This window comes from Moorella thermoacetica (assembly GCF_001267405.1).
GTDB lineage: Bacteria > Bacillota > DSM-521 > Neomoorellales > Neomoorellaceae > Neomoorella > Neomoorella thermoacetica.
Map to the genome: position 1 here is coordinate 1,046,192 of NZ_CP012369.1, position 15,541 is coordinate 1,061,732.

The 15,541-nt window shown below is 52.8% G+C and carries 15 protein-coding genes and 2 tRNA genes; 6 read left to right on the forward strand and 11 right to left on the reverse strand.

Translation table 11 applies throughout. The annotated features are described in order from the left end of the window. Window positions 1-422: 422 nt before the first annotated feature. Window positions 423-833: a hypothetical protein gene (locus tag MOTHE_RS05255; RefSeq protein ID WP_011392637.1), complete on the forward strand. Its 411-nt coding sequence runs from the start codon at window positions 423-425 to the stop codon at window positions 831-833. A 201-nt stretch (window positions 834-1,034) separates the two neighbouring features. Here the strand turns inward: MOTHE_RS05255 and MOTHE_RS05260 are convergent. From MOTHE_RS05260 to MOTHE_RS05270, 3 genes are all read right to left on the reverse strand, one after another. Next, window positions 1,035-1,110, reverse strand: a tRNA-Glu gene (locus MOTHE_RS05260). Between the two features lie 90 nt (window positions 1,111-1,200). Next, window positions 1,201-2,040: a deoxyribonuclease IV gene (locus MOTHE_RS05265; protein WP_053094754.1), complete on the reverse strand. Its 840-nt coding sequence runs from the start codon at window positions 2,038-2,040 to the stop codon at window positions 1,201-1,203. Between the two features lie 112 nt (window positions 2,041-2,152). After that, window positions 2,153-3,037, reverse strand: coding sequence for a DMT family transporter (locus tag MOTHE_RS05270; RefSeq protein WP_011392639.1), 885 nt, complete (start codon window positions 3,035-3,037; stop codon window positions 2,153-2,155). A gap of 140 nt (window positions 3,038-3,177) precedes the next feature. On the opposite strand from MOTHE_RS05270, the gene MOTHE_RS05275 reads away from it, so the two are divergent. From MOTHE_RS05275 to MOTHE_RS05285, 3 genes are all read left to right on the forward strand, one after another. After that, on the forward strand, window positions 3,178-4,032 hold the full coding sequence (locus MOTHE_RS05275; RefSeq protein ID WP_053094755.1) for a basic amino acid ABC transporter substrate-binding protein: 855 nt from the start codon (window positions 3,178-3,180) through the stop codon (window positions 4,030-4,032). A 79-nt stretch (window positions 4,033-4,111) separates the two neighbouring features. Then, window positions 4,112-4,825, forward strand: coding sequence for an amino acid ABC transporter permease (locus MOTHE_RS05280; RefSeq protein ID WP_011392641.1), 714 nt, complete (start codon window positions 4,112-4,114; stop codon window positions 4,823-4,825). After that, entirely contained in the window at window positions 4,812-5,534 is a 723-nt protein-coding gene (locus tag MOTHE_RS05285) for an amino acid ABC transporter ATP-binding protein (RefSeq protein ID WP_025774590.1), read from the forward strand. The genes MOTHE_RS05280 and MOTHE_RS05285 overlap by 14 nt, the downstream gene beginning before the upstream one ends. Before the next feature lie 93 nt (window positions 5,535-5,627). On the opposite strand, the gene MOTHE_RS05290 is transcribed toward MOTHE_RS05285, so the two are convergent. The 3 genes from MOTHE_RS05290 to MOTHE_RS05300 all read right to left on the reverse strand — a co-directional run bounded on the left by MOTHE_RS05290 (window position 5,628) and on the right by MOTHE_RS05300 (window position 8,389). Continuing rightward, window positions 5,628-6,221, reverse strand: a complete 594-nt coding sequence (locus MOTHE_RS05290) for a hypothetical protein (RefSeq protein WP_011392643.1) — start codon at window positions 6,219-6,221, stop codon at window positions 5,628-5,630. Window positions 6,222-6,302: 81 nt separating this feature from the next. Beyond that, window positions 6,303-7,712, reverse strand: a complete 1,410-nt coding sequence (locus MOTHE_RS05295) for a sensor histidine kinase (RefSeq protein ID WP_011392644.1) — start codon at window positions 7,710-7,712, stop codon at window positions 6,303-6,305. After that, entirely contained in the window at window positions 7,709-8,389 is a 681-nt protein-coding gene (locus MOTHE_RS05300; RefSeq protein WP_011392645.1) for a response regulator transcription factor, read from the reverse strand. Before MOTHE_RS05300 ends, MOTHE_RS05295 begins: the two co-directional genes overlap by 4 nt. 223 nt (window positions 8,390-8,612) lie before the next feature. Here MOTHE_RS05300 and MOTHE_RS05305 point away from each other — a divergent pair. Further along, window positions 8,613-8,686, forward strand: a tRNA-Gln gene (locus MOTHE_RS05305). A 91-nt stretch (window positions 8,687-8,777) separates the two neighbouring features. On the opposite strand, the gene gltX is transcribed toward MOTHE_RS05305, so the two are convergent. Genes gltX through MOTHE_RS05325 form a run of 4 tightly spaced genes read right to left on the reverse strand, consistent with a single transcriptional unit; the run spans window position 8,778 to window position 12,369 of the window. After that, complete coding sequence (gene gltX, locus MOTHE_RS05310; RefSeq protein WP_011392646.1) at window positions 8,778-10,250, reverse strand: glutamate--tRNA ligase; 1,473 nt, start codon at window positions 10,248-10,250, stop codon at window positions 8,778-8,780. Window positions 10,251-10,263: 13 nt separating this feature from the next. Further along, window positions 10,264-11,397 carry a glycosyltransferase family 4 protein gene (locus MOTHE_RS05315; RefSeq protein WP_011392647.1) on the reverse strand — a complete coding sequence of 378 codons (1,134 nt, stop codon included), beginning with the start codon at window positions 11,395-11,397 and terminating at the stop codon, window positions 10,264-10,266. Window positions 11,398-11,413: 16 nt separating this feature from the next. Continuing rightward, the gene (locus tag MOTHE_RS05320; protein WP_011392648.1) at window positions 11,414-11,869 is read right to left on the reverse strand and encodes a CBS domain-containing protein; all 456 of its coding nucleotides are present in this window, start codon (window positions 11,867-11,869) and stop codon (window positions 11,414-11,416) included. A 32-nt stretch (window positions 11,870-11,901) separates the two neighbouring features. Then, complete coding sequence (locus MOTHE_RS05325) at window positions 11,902-12,369, reverse strand: HAD family hydrolase (RefSeq protein ID WP_011392649.1); 468 nt, start codon at window positions 12,367-12,369, stop codon at window positions 11,902-11,904. Between the two features lie 110 nt (window positions 12,370-12,479). Here MOTHE_RS05325 and MOTHE_RS05330 point away from each other — a divergent pair, with 110 nt between their 5' ends. Next, window positions 12,480-13,124 carry a CBS and ACT domain-containing protein gene (locus tag MOTHE_RS05330; protein WP_011392650.1) on the forward strand — a complete coding sequence of 215 codons (645 nt, stop codon included), beginning with the start codon at window positions 12,480-12,482 and terminating at the stop codon, window positions 13,122-13,124. 62 nt (window positions 13,125-13,186) lie between these two features. Here the strand turns inward: MOTHE_RS05330 and MOTHE_RS05335 are convergent, their stop codons facing one another. Next, window positions 13,187-15,484: a vitamin B12-dependent ribonucleotide reductase gene (locus tag MOTHE_RS05335; protein WP_011392651.1), complete on the reverse strand. Its 2,298-nt coding sequence runs from the start codon at window positions 15,482-15,484 to the stop codon at window positions 13,187-13,189. Window positions 15,485-15,541 lie beyond the last annotated feature (57 nt).

Sequence of the window (15,541 nt, forward strand, 5' to 3'; positions counted from 1 at the left end):
AGATAATAAATTCAAAGGGGGGATTCCAGGTGCTACGAGCTCGCCTGAATATGAGGTCACGCCGTCAGCGACGCGGCTGGCCCTGGTGGCTCACCCTGCTGGCTTACCCTATGGGCTTGCTGGATGGTTATTTGTTAAGCTGGTGGCTGAGGCGTCGCCAACAACAAGAACCTGCAGGCTAACCAGGGGCTAAGCCCCCTCCTTTTCTAGGTTTTACCGCTCCTTTTCGACGCCACTCCCAGTTTCTTGCGACTATTATACACTGGGGCGGGACGGTCGACAATAGGCAAGCCGTGGTTACTTCAGGCCGGTTATAGACCTCTCTATTATGCAGGGCCTATAGATAAAGAGAGCCGGGTTTCATTTTGAATCCTGGCTCTCTTTATTTATGGTAGCCCTACTGGGTTACTGGGTGGCTTATCATGCAACCATTTCCAGGTAAATCCAATATTATATTGGCAAAGATTAAAAAAGGAGTAGTGTCTCAACATGATTTGAACGCCGTTTTTGACAAGATTAAAGAGGGTTCATCCGACAAGAAAAATCCAGCATTAGAAGGACTGGAGTCCGCCCTCAATGAGATGCAAAACGACGGAGAGAAAGAAATTGGCATTGAGTTCGAGTGTGGAGATTGCTGCAAAAAGGTTATCAACGGATCTAAATTGTTTTTCATCATGAATTTCGCTGTTCTGCTCCCGGCGCGTGGCGATTGCCTCTTCATGAAGGTATTCAGTGGCGGTAAGCTCGTTGATAAACAGATCATGAGGGCAATCATAATTCCAGTAGAACGTATTTGTGCCATTGAAATTCAACCCGTGCAAGTGGACCCCTAACCTGTAGACCAGCACCTAGAATTACGCGACAACAAAGGCTGTTGACACGCGCAGTAGTCAACAGCCTTTGTTATAGTAGTCCTACCATGCGCTTTCATCCAACAAAAAAATGACCGGAAGTACGGCCACGTTTTACCTGAGAAAGGTTTTTAGTAAAATTGGCGCGGGTCAAATCTACAAATCCCGCGCCTTTACTCCATCTGGTAGCCCTACGGGGATTCGAACCCCGGTTACCGCCGTGAGAGGGCGGCGTCCTAGGCCACTAGACGATAGGGCCTCAACCGAAGCCTATTATATCATAGACATCCAGACATCGTCAATACCCCGCGATCCCTCAGTTTGAAATATAGCTGCAGGGAGAAGCAAGCTAAACGGATTTTAGTTTTTGGATCAGGGCAATTTCCTCACCATATTCTTCGTAATTGGCAACTGGAGTTTCTAAAAATAAGGGCAGCTCCCCCAGAAAAGGATCATTAACTACCGCCGCTATGCCTTCCCTTCCCAGCTCGCCCTTGCCGATTCCGGCATGGCGGTCCCGGTGGCTACCAAGGGGTGCGGCGGAATCATTGAGGTGCATGGCCTTAACCCGGTCCAGGCCAATTTTTGCGGCCAATTCTTGTACCAGTTGCTGGCAACCTGCCGGGGTACGCAGGTCCCAGCCGGCGGCAAACAGATGGGCCGAGTCCAGGCATACTCCTACTCTATCCGGCCATCCTAGGCCCTCGAGAATATAGCACAGATCATCAATGGTACCCACTTCTTTTCCCTGGCCGGCCATAGTTTCCAGTAAAAGCATGGGACCCGGAGGGGTAATGCTCAAATAGGCTTCCTCGATCAACTGGATGATTCTGTCTAGGCCGGCCTGGCGTTCTCCCTCATAGTGGCCGGGATGGCTGATCAGGTATTCGCCGTCTATGGCTGCCACCCGCAGGGTATCATCATGAAGAACCATACGGGTAAATTCCTGTTGTCTTTCAGCGGCGGCGCCCAGGTTTACGGTATAAGGCAAATGGCCGGCGATGGGATAAAGATCGGCCCGGCGTCTTGCCTCCCTCCAGGCCTGGATCTCTTTGCCGGGAATCTGCCTGGCGGCCCCGCCGCGGGGGTTGCGCATAAAATACTGGAAGGTGTTGGCTCCTATGCTAGTGGCCATGGCTGCAGTCCTTGGTAGGCCTTTAGCTATGGATAGATGGGCTCCAAGACGCATGTTTTTCCCTCCGCAAATAACTCTGATTATGCACGCTTAGTTTTCTTCCAGACCAAGTCGCTTGCTTCAATAAGTGCCAATCCCGTGGTTTCGTCGGCTGATGCCGTCCCGGTTATTTATCCAGGGTTCTATTGGCTGGGGAGCCGGTACCAACCTTTAACTCAGCCAGGAACATCCCGACCAGGATTAAAAAGCAACCGATTCCCTGCTGCCAGGTTAAGGCCTCTTGGCCCCAGAAGTAGGCCACCAGGGCGGCAAATACAGGCTCCATAGTGAAGATGATGGCGGTATGGGTAGCAGTGGTAAACTGCTGGACCTTGTTTTGAATCAGGTAGGCCAGGGAAGTTGCCGGCAGGGCCGTTAGCAGGAAGGCCTGCCAGACGGCGGGAGTAAGGGTGACCGGTAGAGTTTCCAGAGGAATAGCAAGCAAAAAGGACACCAGGGTTACTGTTCCCAGCTGGACCGTAGTGAATAACAGGGAGTCATGGTCACTGGTATAACGTTCTACCAGGATGATTTGTCCAGCAAAGGACAGGGCGCACAGGAAGACTAAAAAATCCCCGGGATTTAAGGCCAGTCTGCCCTTTAGAGTTAGCAGGGCCAGGCCAGTAGTAGCAGAAAGAGCCCCCAGCAGGGGGAAGATACCCGGCAGGGTACGGGCAAAAAACGCCTCCAGTATGGGGACCAGGATGACCGATAGACCGCTAATAAAACCAGCATTAGCCGCAGAAGTATATTGCAATCCCAGGGTCTGGAAGATGCATCCCGCGCTTAAGAATAAGCCTACCACACCCCCATGCAGGGCGGTCAACCTGTCCAGGGAGGGCAATTGCCGCCAGGCCATGAGGGCCAAAAAAATAAAGGCCAGCAAAAACCGCAGGGCGACGAAATAGTAAGGGCCGATTCCACCCAAAGCCCTTTTTACTACCAGAAAAGTAGTCCCCCAGATGAAGGTTACCAGCAAAAGGGCGGCATCAGCTGCTAGTTGTTTATTCAACAAGCTTCACCAAGGGATATTTTCTCATTACCAAGGATGCCCTGTCAAGAAATATCCCTCCAGAGGCAGGATTTTTATTAAACAGGGCGAATAATTATTAGGTTGTCTGCCCTTAACAAATCTAAAAGGAGGAAACAGCGATGCGGGGTTGGCAAAAAATAGGCGGCGTGTTGCTACTGATGCTTTTACTGGCCGGCCTTACAGGGTGCGGTGGTAGTAATCCCCAGGGTAACGGTGCTGGAGCAGGAACCCAGGCAAACAGTTCCAACACCTCTACCGGCAAGCCCAGGTATTCTGTAGCCCTGGAAGCCACTTTTGCGCCCTTTGAGTTCCGGGATATGAAAACTGGCGAGTTTACCGGTTTTGATATTGACTTGATTAAGGCCATTGGCCAGGTGGAAGGTTTTGATGTTGATATTAAAGAAATGGGTTTCGACGGCATTATTACAGCCCTCCAGACCAACAACGTTGACCTGGCTATCTCGGGGATAAGCATTGACGATGAACGTAAAAAGGCAGTCGACTTTTCCCTACCCTACTACCAATCGGGTTTAGTGGTCGCGGTTAAAGCTGATAATAATACTATCAAGGGGTTCGACGATTTAAAAGGTAAAAAAATAGCCGTTCAGATTAATACCACCAGTGCCAAGGAAGCGAAAAAAATCCCCGGCGCCATGGTTACCGAACTGGACAAAGTGCCTGATATGTTCCTGGAACTGAAAAACGGTGGCGTCGATGCCGTGGTTAACGACCTTCCGGTGACGGCCTATTATATTAAACAGGGTAATAATGACGTTAAGATTGTCGGTAATATCCGCTCGGCCGAATACTACGGCATCGCCGTTCCTAAAGGTAAAACCGAGATCCTGCAAAAGATTAATGATGGTCTAAAGGCCATCAAGGCTAATGGCCAGTATGAGGAACTCTATAAGAAATGGTTCGGCCAGGAACCGCCCGCTTTCTTGCCGGGGGAACCACCCCAGCAAAAGTCCTGAGGGAACAGAGCTTCTCATGTATGCGTAACACTTAAGGTGTTACGCATACTTCTATGCAGATACGGGTGAGGTGAAACTTTTGGGATTAGTTATCCAATCCCTGCCTTATTTACTGCTGGGTGCCGTTCAAACTTTAAAAATAACCCTTGTGGCCGTATCCCTGGGCTGTATTCTGGGCCTGGTTGCTGGTATGGGCCGCCTTTCCCGCCGGCGGCTGACCAGCTTTCTGGCCACCTGCTATGTTGATTTTTTTCGGGGTACTCCCCTGCTGGTCCAGATCTTTATCGTTTATTACGGTTTTCCCCAGCTCCTGGACGAGGGGCAGAAATTCTTAATGGCCTCGCTGGGTATGCCACAGCTATTACAGACAACCCATATCCCCGTCTTTGTGGCTGCCACCCTTGCCACCAGTCTGAATAGCGGCGCCTATGTGGCCGAGATTTTCCGGGCCGGTATCCAATCCATCGAAAGGGGTCAGGTAGAGGCCGCGCGTTCCCTGGGTATGACCGAAGGGCAAACCATGCGCTATATTGTTCTTCCCCAGGCCTTCAAACGGGTTATCCCTCCCCTGGGAAATGAGTTTATTGCTATGCTCAAGGATACCTCTCTCCTATCGGTTATCGGTTATGTCGAGCTAACCCGCCAGGGACAGCTAATCAGCGGTGCCACCTTTAAGCCCTTGCAAATCTATTTCGGTGTTGCCCTGATTTATCTAATCATGACCTTTACCATTTCCCGCCTGGTGGATTACCTGGAAAGGAGGTTGAAGACCGGTGACCTTGATCGAAGTTAAAGACCTGCATAAGAGTTTTGGTTCCCTGGAAGTTCTCCGGGGAATTAACTGTAACATTGACGAAAAGGAAGTTGTCGTGGTCATCGGTCCCAGCGGGTCCGGTAAAAGCACCTTCCTGCGTTGCCTGAACCTGCTGGAGGTCCCTACCCGGGGCGAGGTAATTATTGATGGCACTTCCTTAACTGACCCCAGGACGAATATTAATGCTGTCCGCCAGGAAGTAGGCATGGTTTTCCAGCGTTTTAACCTCTTTCCTCACAAGACGGTACTGGAAAATATTACCCTGGCCCCCATCAAGGTCCGCCACTTGCCGGAAACGGAGGCTGAAAAGCTAGCGCGGGAATTGCTGGCCCGGGTGGGATTAAGTGATAAGGCAGGAGCCTACCCTGAGCAGTTATCCGGCGGCCAGCAGCAGCGGGTGGCCATTGCCCGTGCCCTGGCCATGCGGCCCAAAATCATGCTTTTCGACGAGCCCACTTCAGCCCTGGACCCGGAGATGGTGGGCGAAGTGCTGGCTGTCATGAAAGACCTGGCCCGGGATGGCATGACTATGGTAGTTGTTACCCACGAGATGGGTTTTGCCCGTGAAGTTGGCGACCGGGTACTGTTTATGGATGAAGGGCTAATTCTCGAAGAAGGAACGCCGGACCAGTTGTTTAATAATTGCCAGAATCCCCGGACCAGAGCTTTCTTAAGCAAGATACTTTAAAGTCCCTTTGACGGATAGAAAAAAGGCCACCCGCACCAGAGGGTGGCTTTAAAAATATTTTATGGCTAGAGGAGGTATGAGGGGAGGTACTACTTATTTGCTTCGCGGCTGCAGGAATTTACTTAAATCTAGTTGCTCCAGGCGATTTAGAATTTGATCGGCCTTATCCTGGGTTAGTTTACCCCCGGCCACGGCCTGTTCCAATTGACTTTTGACGCTATTAACCACCTGGCTTTTGAGTTGTTCCAGGGTCAGGCCCCTGGCGGTAGCCAGCTGTTCCATGGTTTTACCGTTTTTAATTTCCTGATGTAACTGTTGGGGAGTCAGACCAAGGGCACTGGCGATGGCCTTAGCCCAATCCTTGTGCCACAGTTCAAACTTTCCTACTGGCCAGGGCCAGCGACCGGAATCCAGAGCCTTTTTTAGATTGGCGGCCCGGGTACTATCAATTAAACCCTGGGCCACAGCGGTATCCAGAGCTTGCTGGCCGGCGCTTTTCATAGCGGTCTGGAGTTGGGCCTGGTCGATTCCCAGGACCCCGGCCAGTTTTTCCAGGTAGAGCTGTTGCAGGCTGGTACGGGACTGGTTAGCAGACTTATCCTGGGCCATGGCCACGCTGGCTGATATCATGATTAAAACCAGTGCCAGGGCTAAAACCAGGCTCAGGTGCTTCTTGATCCTGGCCAAGATCTCACCTCCCTTCTGGGAATTATACTAACCCATAATGGTTAAAACTTGATGAAATTAACCTGAGAAAAAGATAAGAAATCAACCTTTCAACAGGGGGATGGTAATGGTGAAGGTGGTGCCCTTCCCCACCGTACTTTCAACCCCGATATGACCCTGGTGCTGTTCAACTATCCACCGAGCTATGGCCAGGCCCAGTCCGGTTCCTTCACTGCTGCGGGTAGCATCGGCGCGATAGAACCGTTCAAAAATATGCTCCAGATCCCGGGGAGGGATACCCGGGCCGGTATCCCTGACTTTAATGATCAACCGCTGCTGGGGTTCAACGTTAACTATTAAATCGATTTTACCTTCGGAAGGGGTATATTTAAAGGCGTTATCCAGAAGGATAAAGAATAGCTGTTTGAGGTAATCCCGGTTTCCCATGATGTGGACTCCGGCCAGGTTTTCCAATCCGATGGCTGTGAAGGTGGCCGTTCCCAATAAAGGTGCTTGGCGGGCCACCTCCTGTAAGAGAGGAAGTATTTCCAGTGGTTCACGTTTTATCTCCTGACCGGCGTCAGCCCGGGCAAGGGTCAAGAGGTCATTGACCAGCCGGCTCATTCGCTCGGCCTCACTGGCAATATCGGCCAGGGCTTCATCCTGCCATGCTTCCCCTTGACCCTGTACTTTCCGTAATAGGTCGACATTACCGCGGATGGTAGTCAGGGGGGTGCGCAGTTCATGGGAAGCGTCGGCTACGAAGCGCCGCTGGGCGCTATAGGCTTCCTCCAGGCGGGTGTAGGCTCGCTGAAGCCGGGCCAGCATAGCATTAAAGGTAGCAGCCAGCCGGCCGACTTCATCCATAGGGCCCTGGTAGGGAACCCGCTGATCCAGATCCTTGCCCTCCCCTATTTGTTCAGCCACCTGGGTTAGACGATCAATGGGCCGCAGGGCAGTACGGGCTAAGATATAACCAAGGGTGGCAGCCAGGAAGATTAATAAAAGCCCCAGGAAGAGCAGTACCCGGCGCAGGTTGCCCAGGGTCTGCTGGACGGGACTGAGAAGGCGGGCTACCTGGAGAAGCCCTACCGGCTGGTTTTGCAATAAAAGGGGTACATTATAAAGTCGCAGGGGATGGTTACCGACTATCTCGGTTTCAAAAAAGGCGATGCCTTCCCCGGCTTGAATGAGGGTTTGCGGTCCAAGGGGTAAAGATTGTTGACCCAGATTATCAGAACGGGTGACTACGAAACCATTTATATCAACTATCTGGATAAAGGTATCCGGAGCCGAGAAAACATTCACATTGGGCAGCGTAATGCGCTGCAAGCGCAAGTTTCCCTCTACTCGAAAAGAACGGACAACCTCCTGGGCCCGGGCGACCAGGGAACGATCAATTTCATTGGTCAGGTAATGTCCCATCAGGAAATAGACCAGTCCACCCAGGACAATGAAGGTTAAACCAAGGGTAATGGTAACCAGCAGGGTGAGGCGTAGACGCAGGGTCATGGCTGCTGCTCCTTGAGGACATAACCCACACCCCGGACTGTCTGGATAAGGCGAGGCTCGCCCCCGGCTTCTAGTTTAGCCCGCAGGTAACCGATATAAACCTCCAGGACATTGGATTCACCACTGAAGTCATAACCCCAGATCCGGGTCATGAGTTCATCCCTGGTGAGGACCCGGTGCGGGTTCTGGAGGAAATAAAGCAGTAGTTCATATTCCTTGGCCGTCAGGGAAAAGCTGCGCTGGCCCCGAAAGCCCTCCCTGGTGGACGTATTCAGGGTCAGATCACTGAATTGGAGCACCTCTGCCTCTGTTTCCCGGGATCGGCGTCTTAAAAGGGCGCGGATCCGGGCCAGTAATTCTTCCAGCGCAAAGGGTTTGACCAGATAGTCATCAGCCCCGGTATCCAAACCGAGGACCCGGTCGGCGGTATCGTCCCGGGCGGTCAACATCAAGATGGGGATATCGCTGTTGGACCGTATCTGGCGGCAGACAGCCAGGCCGTCAATGCCGGGTAACATGATATCCAGGATAATTAAATCTGGATTATTGGCCGCCAGGGCCAGGGCCTGGTGGCCATTGGCAGCTATTTCTACATCATAGCCCTCGTAGGTCAGAGCGCGTTTGAGCATAGAAGTAATCTTGGCATCGTCATCGACAACCAGGATACGGGCTCGCAATAGTTACACCCCCTTCAGGTTGTTCTAAATATAACGCGGCTGCTATTTCCCTGTCAAGGGTGGCAGGTAGGCAAGGTTGCGTCCCATTACCACCAAGTTTCCTGCCGGATCCTGGGGGCAGCTTTTAGGAAGGGGAACGCCAGGGATTTGAAGGGTGGGCTTAAGAAATCAGGCTTGACTTCTGTCTGTTTTTGTGCTAATATAATCCCTGCGCGAAAAATGATGCGGGATGGTGTAGCGGTAGCACCCATGACTCTGGATCATGTTGCCCAGGTTCGAATCCTGGTCCCGCAGCCATAAGCGTAGAAAAACCCTGCTTAGCAGGGTTTTTCTATTAAAATTAAAGGGCTGGCAGCTAATGCTGTCAGCCCTTTAATTATCTGGTTTTTTAAGCCAGGTTTTCCCGGATCCACCTGGCGGCCCGGTCCAGGCGGGCGAGCACAGTTTCCCGGCCCAGGAGCTCCATAATCTCGAAGAGTCCTGGTCCCATGGTACGGCCGGAGATTGCCAGACGAGTGGGATGGAATAACTGTCCTGTGCTTATCCCCTTACCTTCCGCTAGGGAACGATAGGCCTCCTCGGCTGCCTGGGCATTAAATTCAGGGAGGGTAGCTAGTCGTTCCCGCGCTTCATCCAGCAAAGCCGCAGCCCCGGGCCTGGTAAAGTGTTTACGAATCCCCTTTTCTTCATAATTGGTTACATCAGTAAAGAAGTAACTGGCGGCATCGGCAACCTCTGCCAGGGTCTTGACCCGGTCGCGGACGGCCGCGATAACGGAGCGGACATAGTTGTAATCCTTCTCGGGTAACGGGTCTGGTAGTAAACCTTTAGCCTGCAAAAAGGGTAGAGCCAGCCTGGTTATCCGGTCCAGATTGCCTTCTCGCAGGTAGTGGCCATTGATCCAGGTCAGTTTCTTAGTATCATAAATGGCGGCGTTCTTGGATACCCGTTCCAGGGAAAATTGCTCGATTATTTTCTCCAGGGGGATAATCTCTTCCTCGCCTTCCGGCGACCAGCCCAGCAGGGCCAGGTAATTAATGATGGCTTCGGGTAAATACCCCTCATCCCTGTACTCCTCCACCGAAGTAGCCCCGTGGCGTTTACTCAGTTTGCTGCGATCAGGGGCCAGGATCATAGGTACATGGGCAAAGGCAGGCAGTTCATATGCCAGGGCCTGGTAAACCAAAATCTGCTTAGGGGTATTGGAGAGGTGCTCTTCAGCCCGGATGATATGGCTGATTTGCATTAAATGGTCATCGATTACCGTAGCAAAATTATAGGTGGGCATACCGTTGGACTTAAAAATAATAAAGTCGTCAATGGTCGCATTTTCAAAGGCGACATCGCCGCGGATAAGATCCTTAACGACGGTTGTCCCAGTTTCCGGCACGGCCAGGCGGATGACAGGTTGCCTTCCTTCCTGTTCCAGGCGGGTCCTGTCGGCAGGAGTGAGGTAACGGCAGCGGCGGTCATACATGGGCGGTCGGCCTTCGGCCTGGGCCTGCCGGCGCCTTTCGGCCAGCTCTTCAACGGTACAGTAACACAAGTAGGCTTTACCCTCGTTCAACAAGCGGGCGGCCTCCCGGCGATAGAGTTCCAGGCGCTGGGACTGGAGGTAAGGCCCGAACTGGCCTCCCTTTTCCGGCCCTTCATCCCAATCCAGGCCCAGCCAGCCCATGGCCGCCAGGATTTCCTTATAAGAAGCTTCTGTGGATCGCTCGGTATCGGTATCATCGATCCGCAGGACAAAGGTACCGTTGTGGTGCCGGGCAAAAAGCCAGTTAAATAAAGCTGTGCGGGCGCCACCGATATGGAGGCTACCAGTGGGACTGGGGGCAAAGCGAACCCGAACCTTATTCAAGGTATCAACACTCCTATCCAAGTAACTCCTGGTATTGGTCTGCCAGGCGGCGGGCCATAGTCGCCGCCGCAAGGGAACTAGCATTAAGGCGTCCCTGCCGACCCATTTCCTTACGGAGGCCGGCATCAAGGACCAGTTGTCTTATACGGGCACTGAAGGTCTCAATATCTAAAGGGACTAAGAAACCATCCCGGCCGTCTTCTACCATTTCCTGCACTCCCCGGGCCCGTACGGCAACTACCGGTAAACCGGCAGCTTTAGCCTCCCCCACTACCAGGCCCTGGGTCTCGGTAACGGAGGCAAAGACAAATAAATCAGCGCCGGCATAGACGGCTGGCATTTGTTCAAAAGAAAAGGAACCGGCAAAGGTAACCGCTTGGGCTATTCCCAGGGAATGGGCCTGGTGCTCTAACTCCCCCTTTAAGGGGCCACTACCTACCAGGACCAGACGGGTCGCCGGTACCTCGCCATGGATTTTAGCAAAGGCCTGGAGGACAAAAGAGATATTTTTTTCTTTGCCCAAACGGCCTACATGGAGAAGGATGATCTCTTCCCTTGGAAGCTGCAGGTGACGGCGCAACCAGCCAGTGTCAACATCCTGAAAACGTTCCAGCTCTATTCCTGTGGGAATGCTAACAACTGGTACTTTGAGCCCATTTTCCTGCAGGTAACGTGCTATAGTATCGGTAGGGGTAATTACCAGCCGGCAGCCGTTGTAAAAGGATAGAGTATAATTCCGGACAACCCGGCGCAGGAGCCCGGGAGCCAGGGGAAAGTAATGGATATATTCCTCATAAAGGGTGTGATAAGTAGCTACCAGGGGCAGACCCAAGCGGCGGGCCATTCTGACCCCCAACTGGCCCATCAAAAAGGGGGAATGTACGTGGATCAAATCGATTCCCAGCTGTCGTAAGGTATTGGTAAGGCCCGGCGCTACCGGGATGGCTAGGGCAAACTCTTTAAAGGTCGGCGCCCTGAAGGAACGAAAACGGTAGATATCCCTTTCAGGATCATGGTGACCATAAGCTGGGGCAAAGATTACCACCCTGTGTCCCAGGGCCCGGAGTTCCCTGCTGAAGGTAACTACCGATCTGACGACACCACTCGTATAGGGCAGGTAGCTATCGGTAAATATACCAATATGCAATTAAGGATACCCCTCTCTAAGGGGTATTCCTGGCTACGGCCTGGACAATATCGTGGCGCCGTACCAGGCCCACCAGACGATCCTGACTGGTAATGGGTACCTGCTTTATTCTGTGGTCGGTCATTAAACCGGCAACTTCGGCGATTGTAGCTTCCTCGTTGGCCGTAATGACCTTACGGGTCATAATCTCCTTCACCGGCCTGGAGGTTAGGGTTTTAATCTTCGCATTTAGATCGCTGGTGTCTTCCAGGACAAAGACCGAGTTGAAAAGGTCTACGTATACCGGCCGCCGCTGGCGGATGGCAGCCATGATATCACCATCGGTGACGATCCCCTGGAGCTTACCCTTTTGATCTACCACAACGGCGCAGGTAATGCCCTTCTCCAAAAAGAGTTTAACAACATCCCCTACCGGGTCTTCCGGGTGGACCACTACCACATCGGTGGTCATAATATCCCTGGCCAGGATCATGGGTCTCCCTCCTTACTGAAGTTATTATAGCACTATGGCCGTAAGGTAGCTACTACCCGCTTTGGTTTTAAGAGGAAATCCAGGGCCGCCAGGATATCGCTGAAAACAACGTCGGCAACCTGGAGGGCCCTGCCCGAGGAACCCTCCGGCCCGAGGACAAGTAAACCCAAGGCGGCCCGGGTGAGCATCTGGACGTCGTTATTACCATTGCCAATGGCAGCCGTATGCTCTGCTCCCAGGCGGACCACCAGGCGCTCCTTGTCCTCTCCCCCTTGCAACTGGTCGACTTTCATTAACTGCACGGGGAGGTCCCGGCAGGCCAAAGCTGCCGTACCAAAGGTATCGGCCGTGAGGACGTAGAGTTTTACATCAGTGGCCAGGGCTTGCAGGCGCGGGGCTACCCCCGGAAGGAGTTCCCCATCGCAGGCTATGGTGCCGTTAAAATCCAAGACTACCTGGTTAATAATAATTTTTTGCCCCGGTAGAGCGTAAGCCAGCATCTAGTCTCCCCCCCTCCAAAAATATTTATAATCTTCTCCCCGCGCCGGCAGGATTTATAAAGGGCTAACCGAAATAGATTCTTAGACCATTGACAAGGAGGTTGGTCAGGATGTTTGTCCGGGACCATATGACTCCCGACCCTATTACCGTTACCAAAGAGACATCTGTCCTGGATGCTCTGGAGCTAATGAAGAAAAATAAAATCCGGCGCCTCCCGGTGATCCAGGATGGACGCCTTATCGGGCTAGTAACCGAACGTGATATCCTGAGGGTTTCACCCTCTCCTGCTTCCACCCTGAGTGTTTTTGAAGTTAACTACCTGGTTGCCAAGATGACCGTTAAGGACGCCATGATTAAACGCCCGGTTACCGTTCCCCCGGATATGACCATTGAAGAAGCAGCCCTTTTAATGCGGGAGCATAAGATTGATAACCTCCTGGTAATGGAAAAAGAGAGACTGGTGGGCATCATTACCCAGACTGATCTCTTCGAAGCCCTGATTAAACTCTTCGGCTTGCGACGGCCGGGTATCCGCCTGACCCTGAAGGTAGTGGACCGCATCGGAGTCCTGGCTGATATTGCCCGGCTGGTCAAGGAGGCCGGCATCAACATTATCAATGTCGCTAACCGCCATAAAGACGATATCTATACCTATGTTGTCCTGCGGCTGGCAACGGATGATGTGAGTAGTCTCCTGCCGGCCCTTGAAGACCGGGGTTACCAGGTTGTACATGTTAGTTCTTATAACGGCTAAAGCCCTTCACTATTTAAATCCCAGTTAGCGGGAACTCTATTACGGCCTTAAGGGGCCGTTTTTTAACCGCATTTACTGAAACCGCAGCTACAGGTAACACAACCTTCCTGGAAATAGAGGGTTGAGCCACATTCGGGGCAGATACCCCTGGCGATAAGCTCGGCCTCCTCGGCGGCGCTCAGGGGATTTAGAACCGGAGTCGCAGCATCGGCGGTGGCACTAATTTCGGCCAGGGCTTTATCGCTGAAATCGGGAGGTACCTGATAGGGACCGTGGTCGTGCCAGTTTTTCAACTCCCGGGCCAGGACGCGGCCGATGATATCCGGGCAAGACTTGCCAATTATACTTTTATCGGTGGCCCGGCGGCGTAAAAAGTTAGGACAACTGACGGAAGTAAGCTGGTCGATTATGGCCTCCGGGGCGATGTTGGCCCGCAGGGCCAGGGAAATAAGCCGGCTGACACCTTCGGTAAAACCACTGCAGCCGCCGGAGGAACCGGTGGTGGCAAAGGTTTCGATTAAACCTTCACGATCATAATTGACGGTAATGTACATTTTACCGCATCCGGTCTTCACCTGCTCGGTGACACCACAGGTACGCTTGGGCCGCGGCCGGGGATAGGTTTTCTCCCTGGCCGGTTCCCTATCCCTGACAGGTTTATTTTTAGCCCCTGTAATCAGGACCTCCTTTTCCCGGCTGCCGGAGCGGTAAACGGTAACGCCTTTGCATCCCAGCTGATAGGCCAGTTCATAGGCTCGGCGCACATCCTCCCTGGTGGCCTCGGAGGGGAAGTTAACTGTTTTGGAAACGGCGTTATCAGTACTGGCCTGGAAGGCTGCTTGCATACGTATATGCCATTCCGGGCTGATCTCCAGGGCGGTAACAAACACCCGGCGCATCTCCGGCGGGATATATTCAATTTCACTAACCCTGGCACCGGCGGCGATGCGATTAAAAATCGACCGGGCTTGTTCCGGAGGAAAGTTTTCTTCGACATAAGCCTGGAAAACAGGATTTACTTCTACCAGGCTGGCCCCGTCCAGTACGTTTTTGGTATAAGCCAGGGCAAAGACAGGTTCAATACCCGAAGTGGTGCCGGCAATCATACTGATGGTACCGGTCGGGGCAATGGTGGTGCAGGTGGCGTTGCGGAGCTGTTGCCCCCGGTAAATGCTTTTATCAATGTTCGGGAAGCTGCCTCGCTCGCCCGCCAGATCCCGGGAAGCTCCATGGGCCTCCTTCTGGATAAAGGCCATAACTTTACGGCCCAGTTCCACGGCTTCTTCGGAATCGTAGGGTAGCCGGAGCTGGAAGAGCATATCGGCCCACCCCATGACCCCCAGGCCGATCTTGCGATTTCCTCGGACCATGACGCTAATCTTTTCCAGGGGGAACTCATTAATCTCAATGACATTGTCCAGGAAGCGTACCGCCAGGCGGACCGTATCGGCCAGCTTGTCCCAGTTAACTCCCCCATCCCGGACCATATTAGCCAGGTTCACGGAGCCAAGGTTACAGGCCTCGTAGGGGAGGAGCGGTTGTTCACCACAGGGGTTGGTAGCCTCGATTTCGCCCAGCTCGGGGGTGGGATTATCCTCATTGAGGCGGTCCAAAAAGATGATGCCCGGCTCCCCGTTCGCCCAGGCATGGTTGACAATCTCGGCAAATACCTCTTGCGCTTTTAACCTTTGATACACCCGGCCTTCGAATTTTAGTTCATAGTAATCGTCCCGGGCCAGGGCGTCCATGAATTCCCTGGTCAGGCCTACAGAGATGTTAAAGTTAGTCAGTTCATTGTTATTTTCTTTGCAGGAGATAAACTCCAGGATGTCTGGGTGATCAACCCGCAGGATGCCCATGTTGGCCCCCCGTCTGGTCCCTCCCTGCTTAATGGCTTCGGTGGCAGCATTAAAGACCTTCATAAAGGACACAGGACCAGAGGCGACACCGCCGGTGGAGCGGACAGGACTGTTCTTGGGACGCAGACGGCTAAAGGAAAAGCCTGTCCCTCCCCCGCTCTTATGAATCAGGGCCGCATCCTTCACAGCCGTAAAAATGGCATCCATGCTGTCATCCACGGGTAACACAAAACAAGCCGAGAGTTGGCCCAGCTCCCGGCCGGCATTCATCAAGGTCGGGCTGTTGGGGAGAAAGTCCCAACTGGTCATGAGCCGGTAGAAGCGGTCGGCATATTCTTCCACCTGAGCTTCTGTGAGGGCGGGATTAAAAATCCTTTCGGCCCCTGCCACTGCTGCTGCTACCCGGCGGAACATCTCTTCCGGTGTTTCCACCGGAACGCCGTTTTCTTTCTTCAGGTAGCGTTTTTCGAGGATAGTCCGGGCATTGTCGGTAATTTTCATTTCTCCACCATCCATAATATGACATCAATAGAAGTTATCTACAATGTTATCCACTTT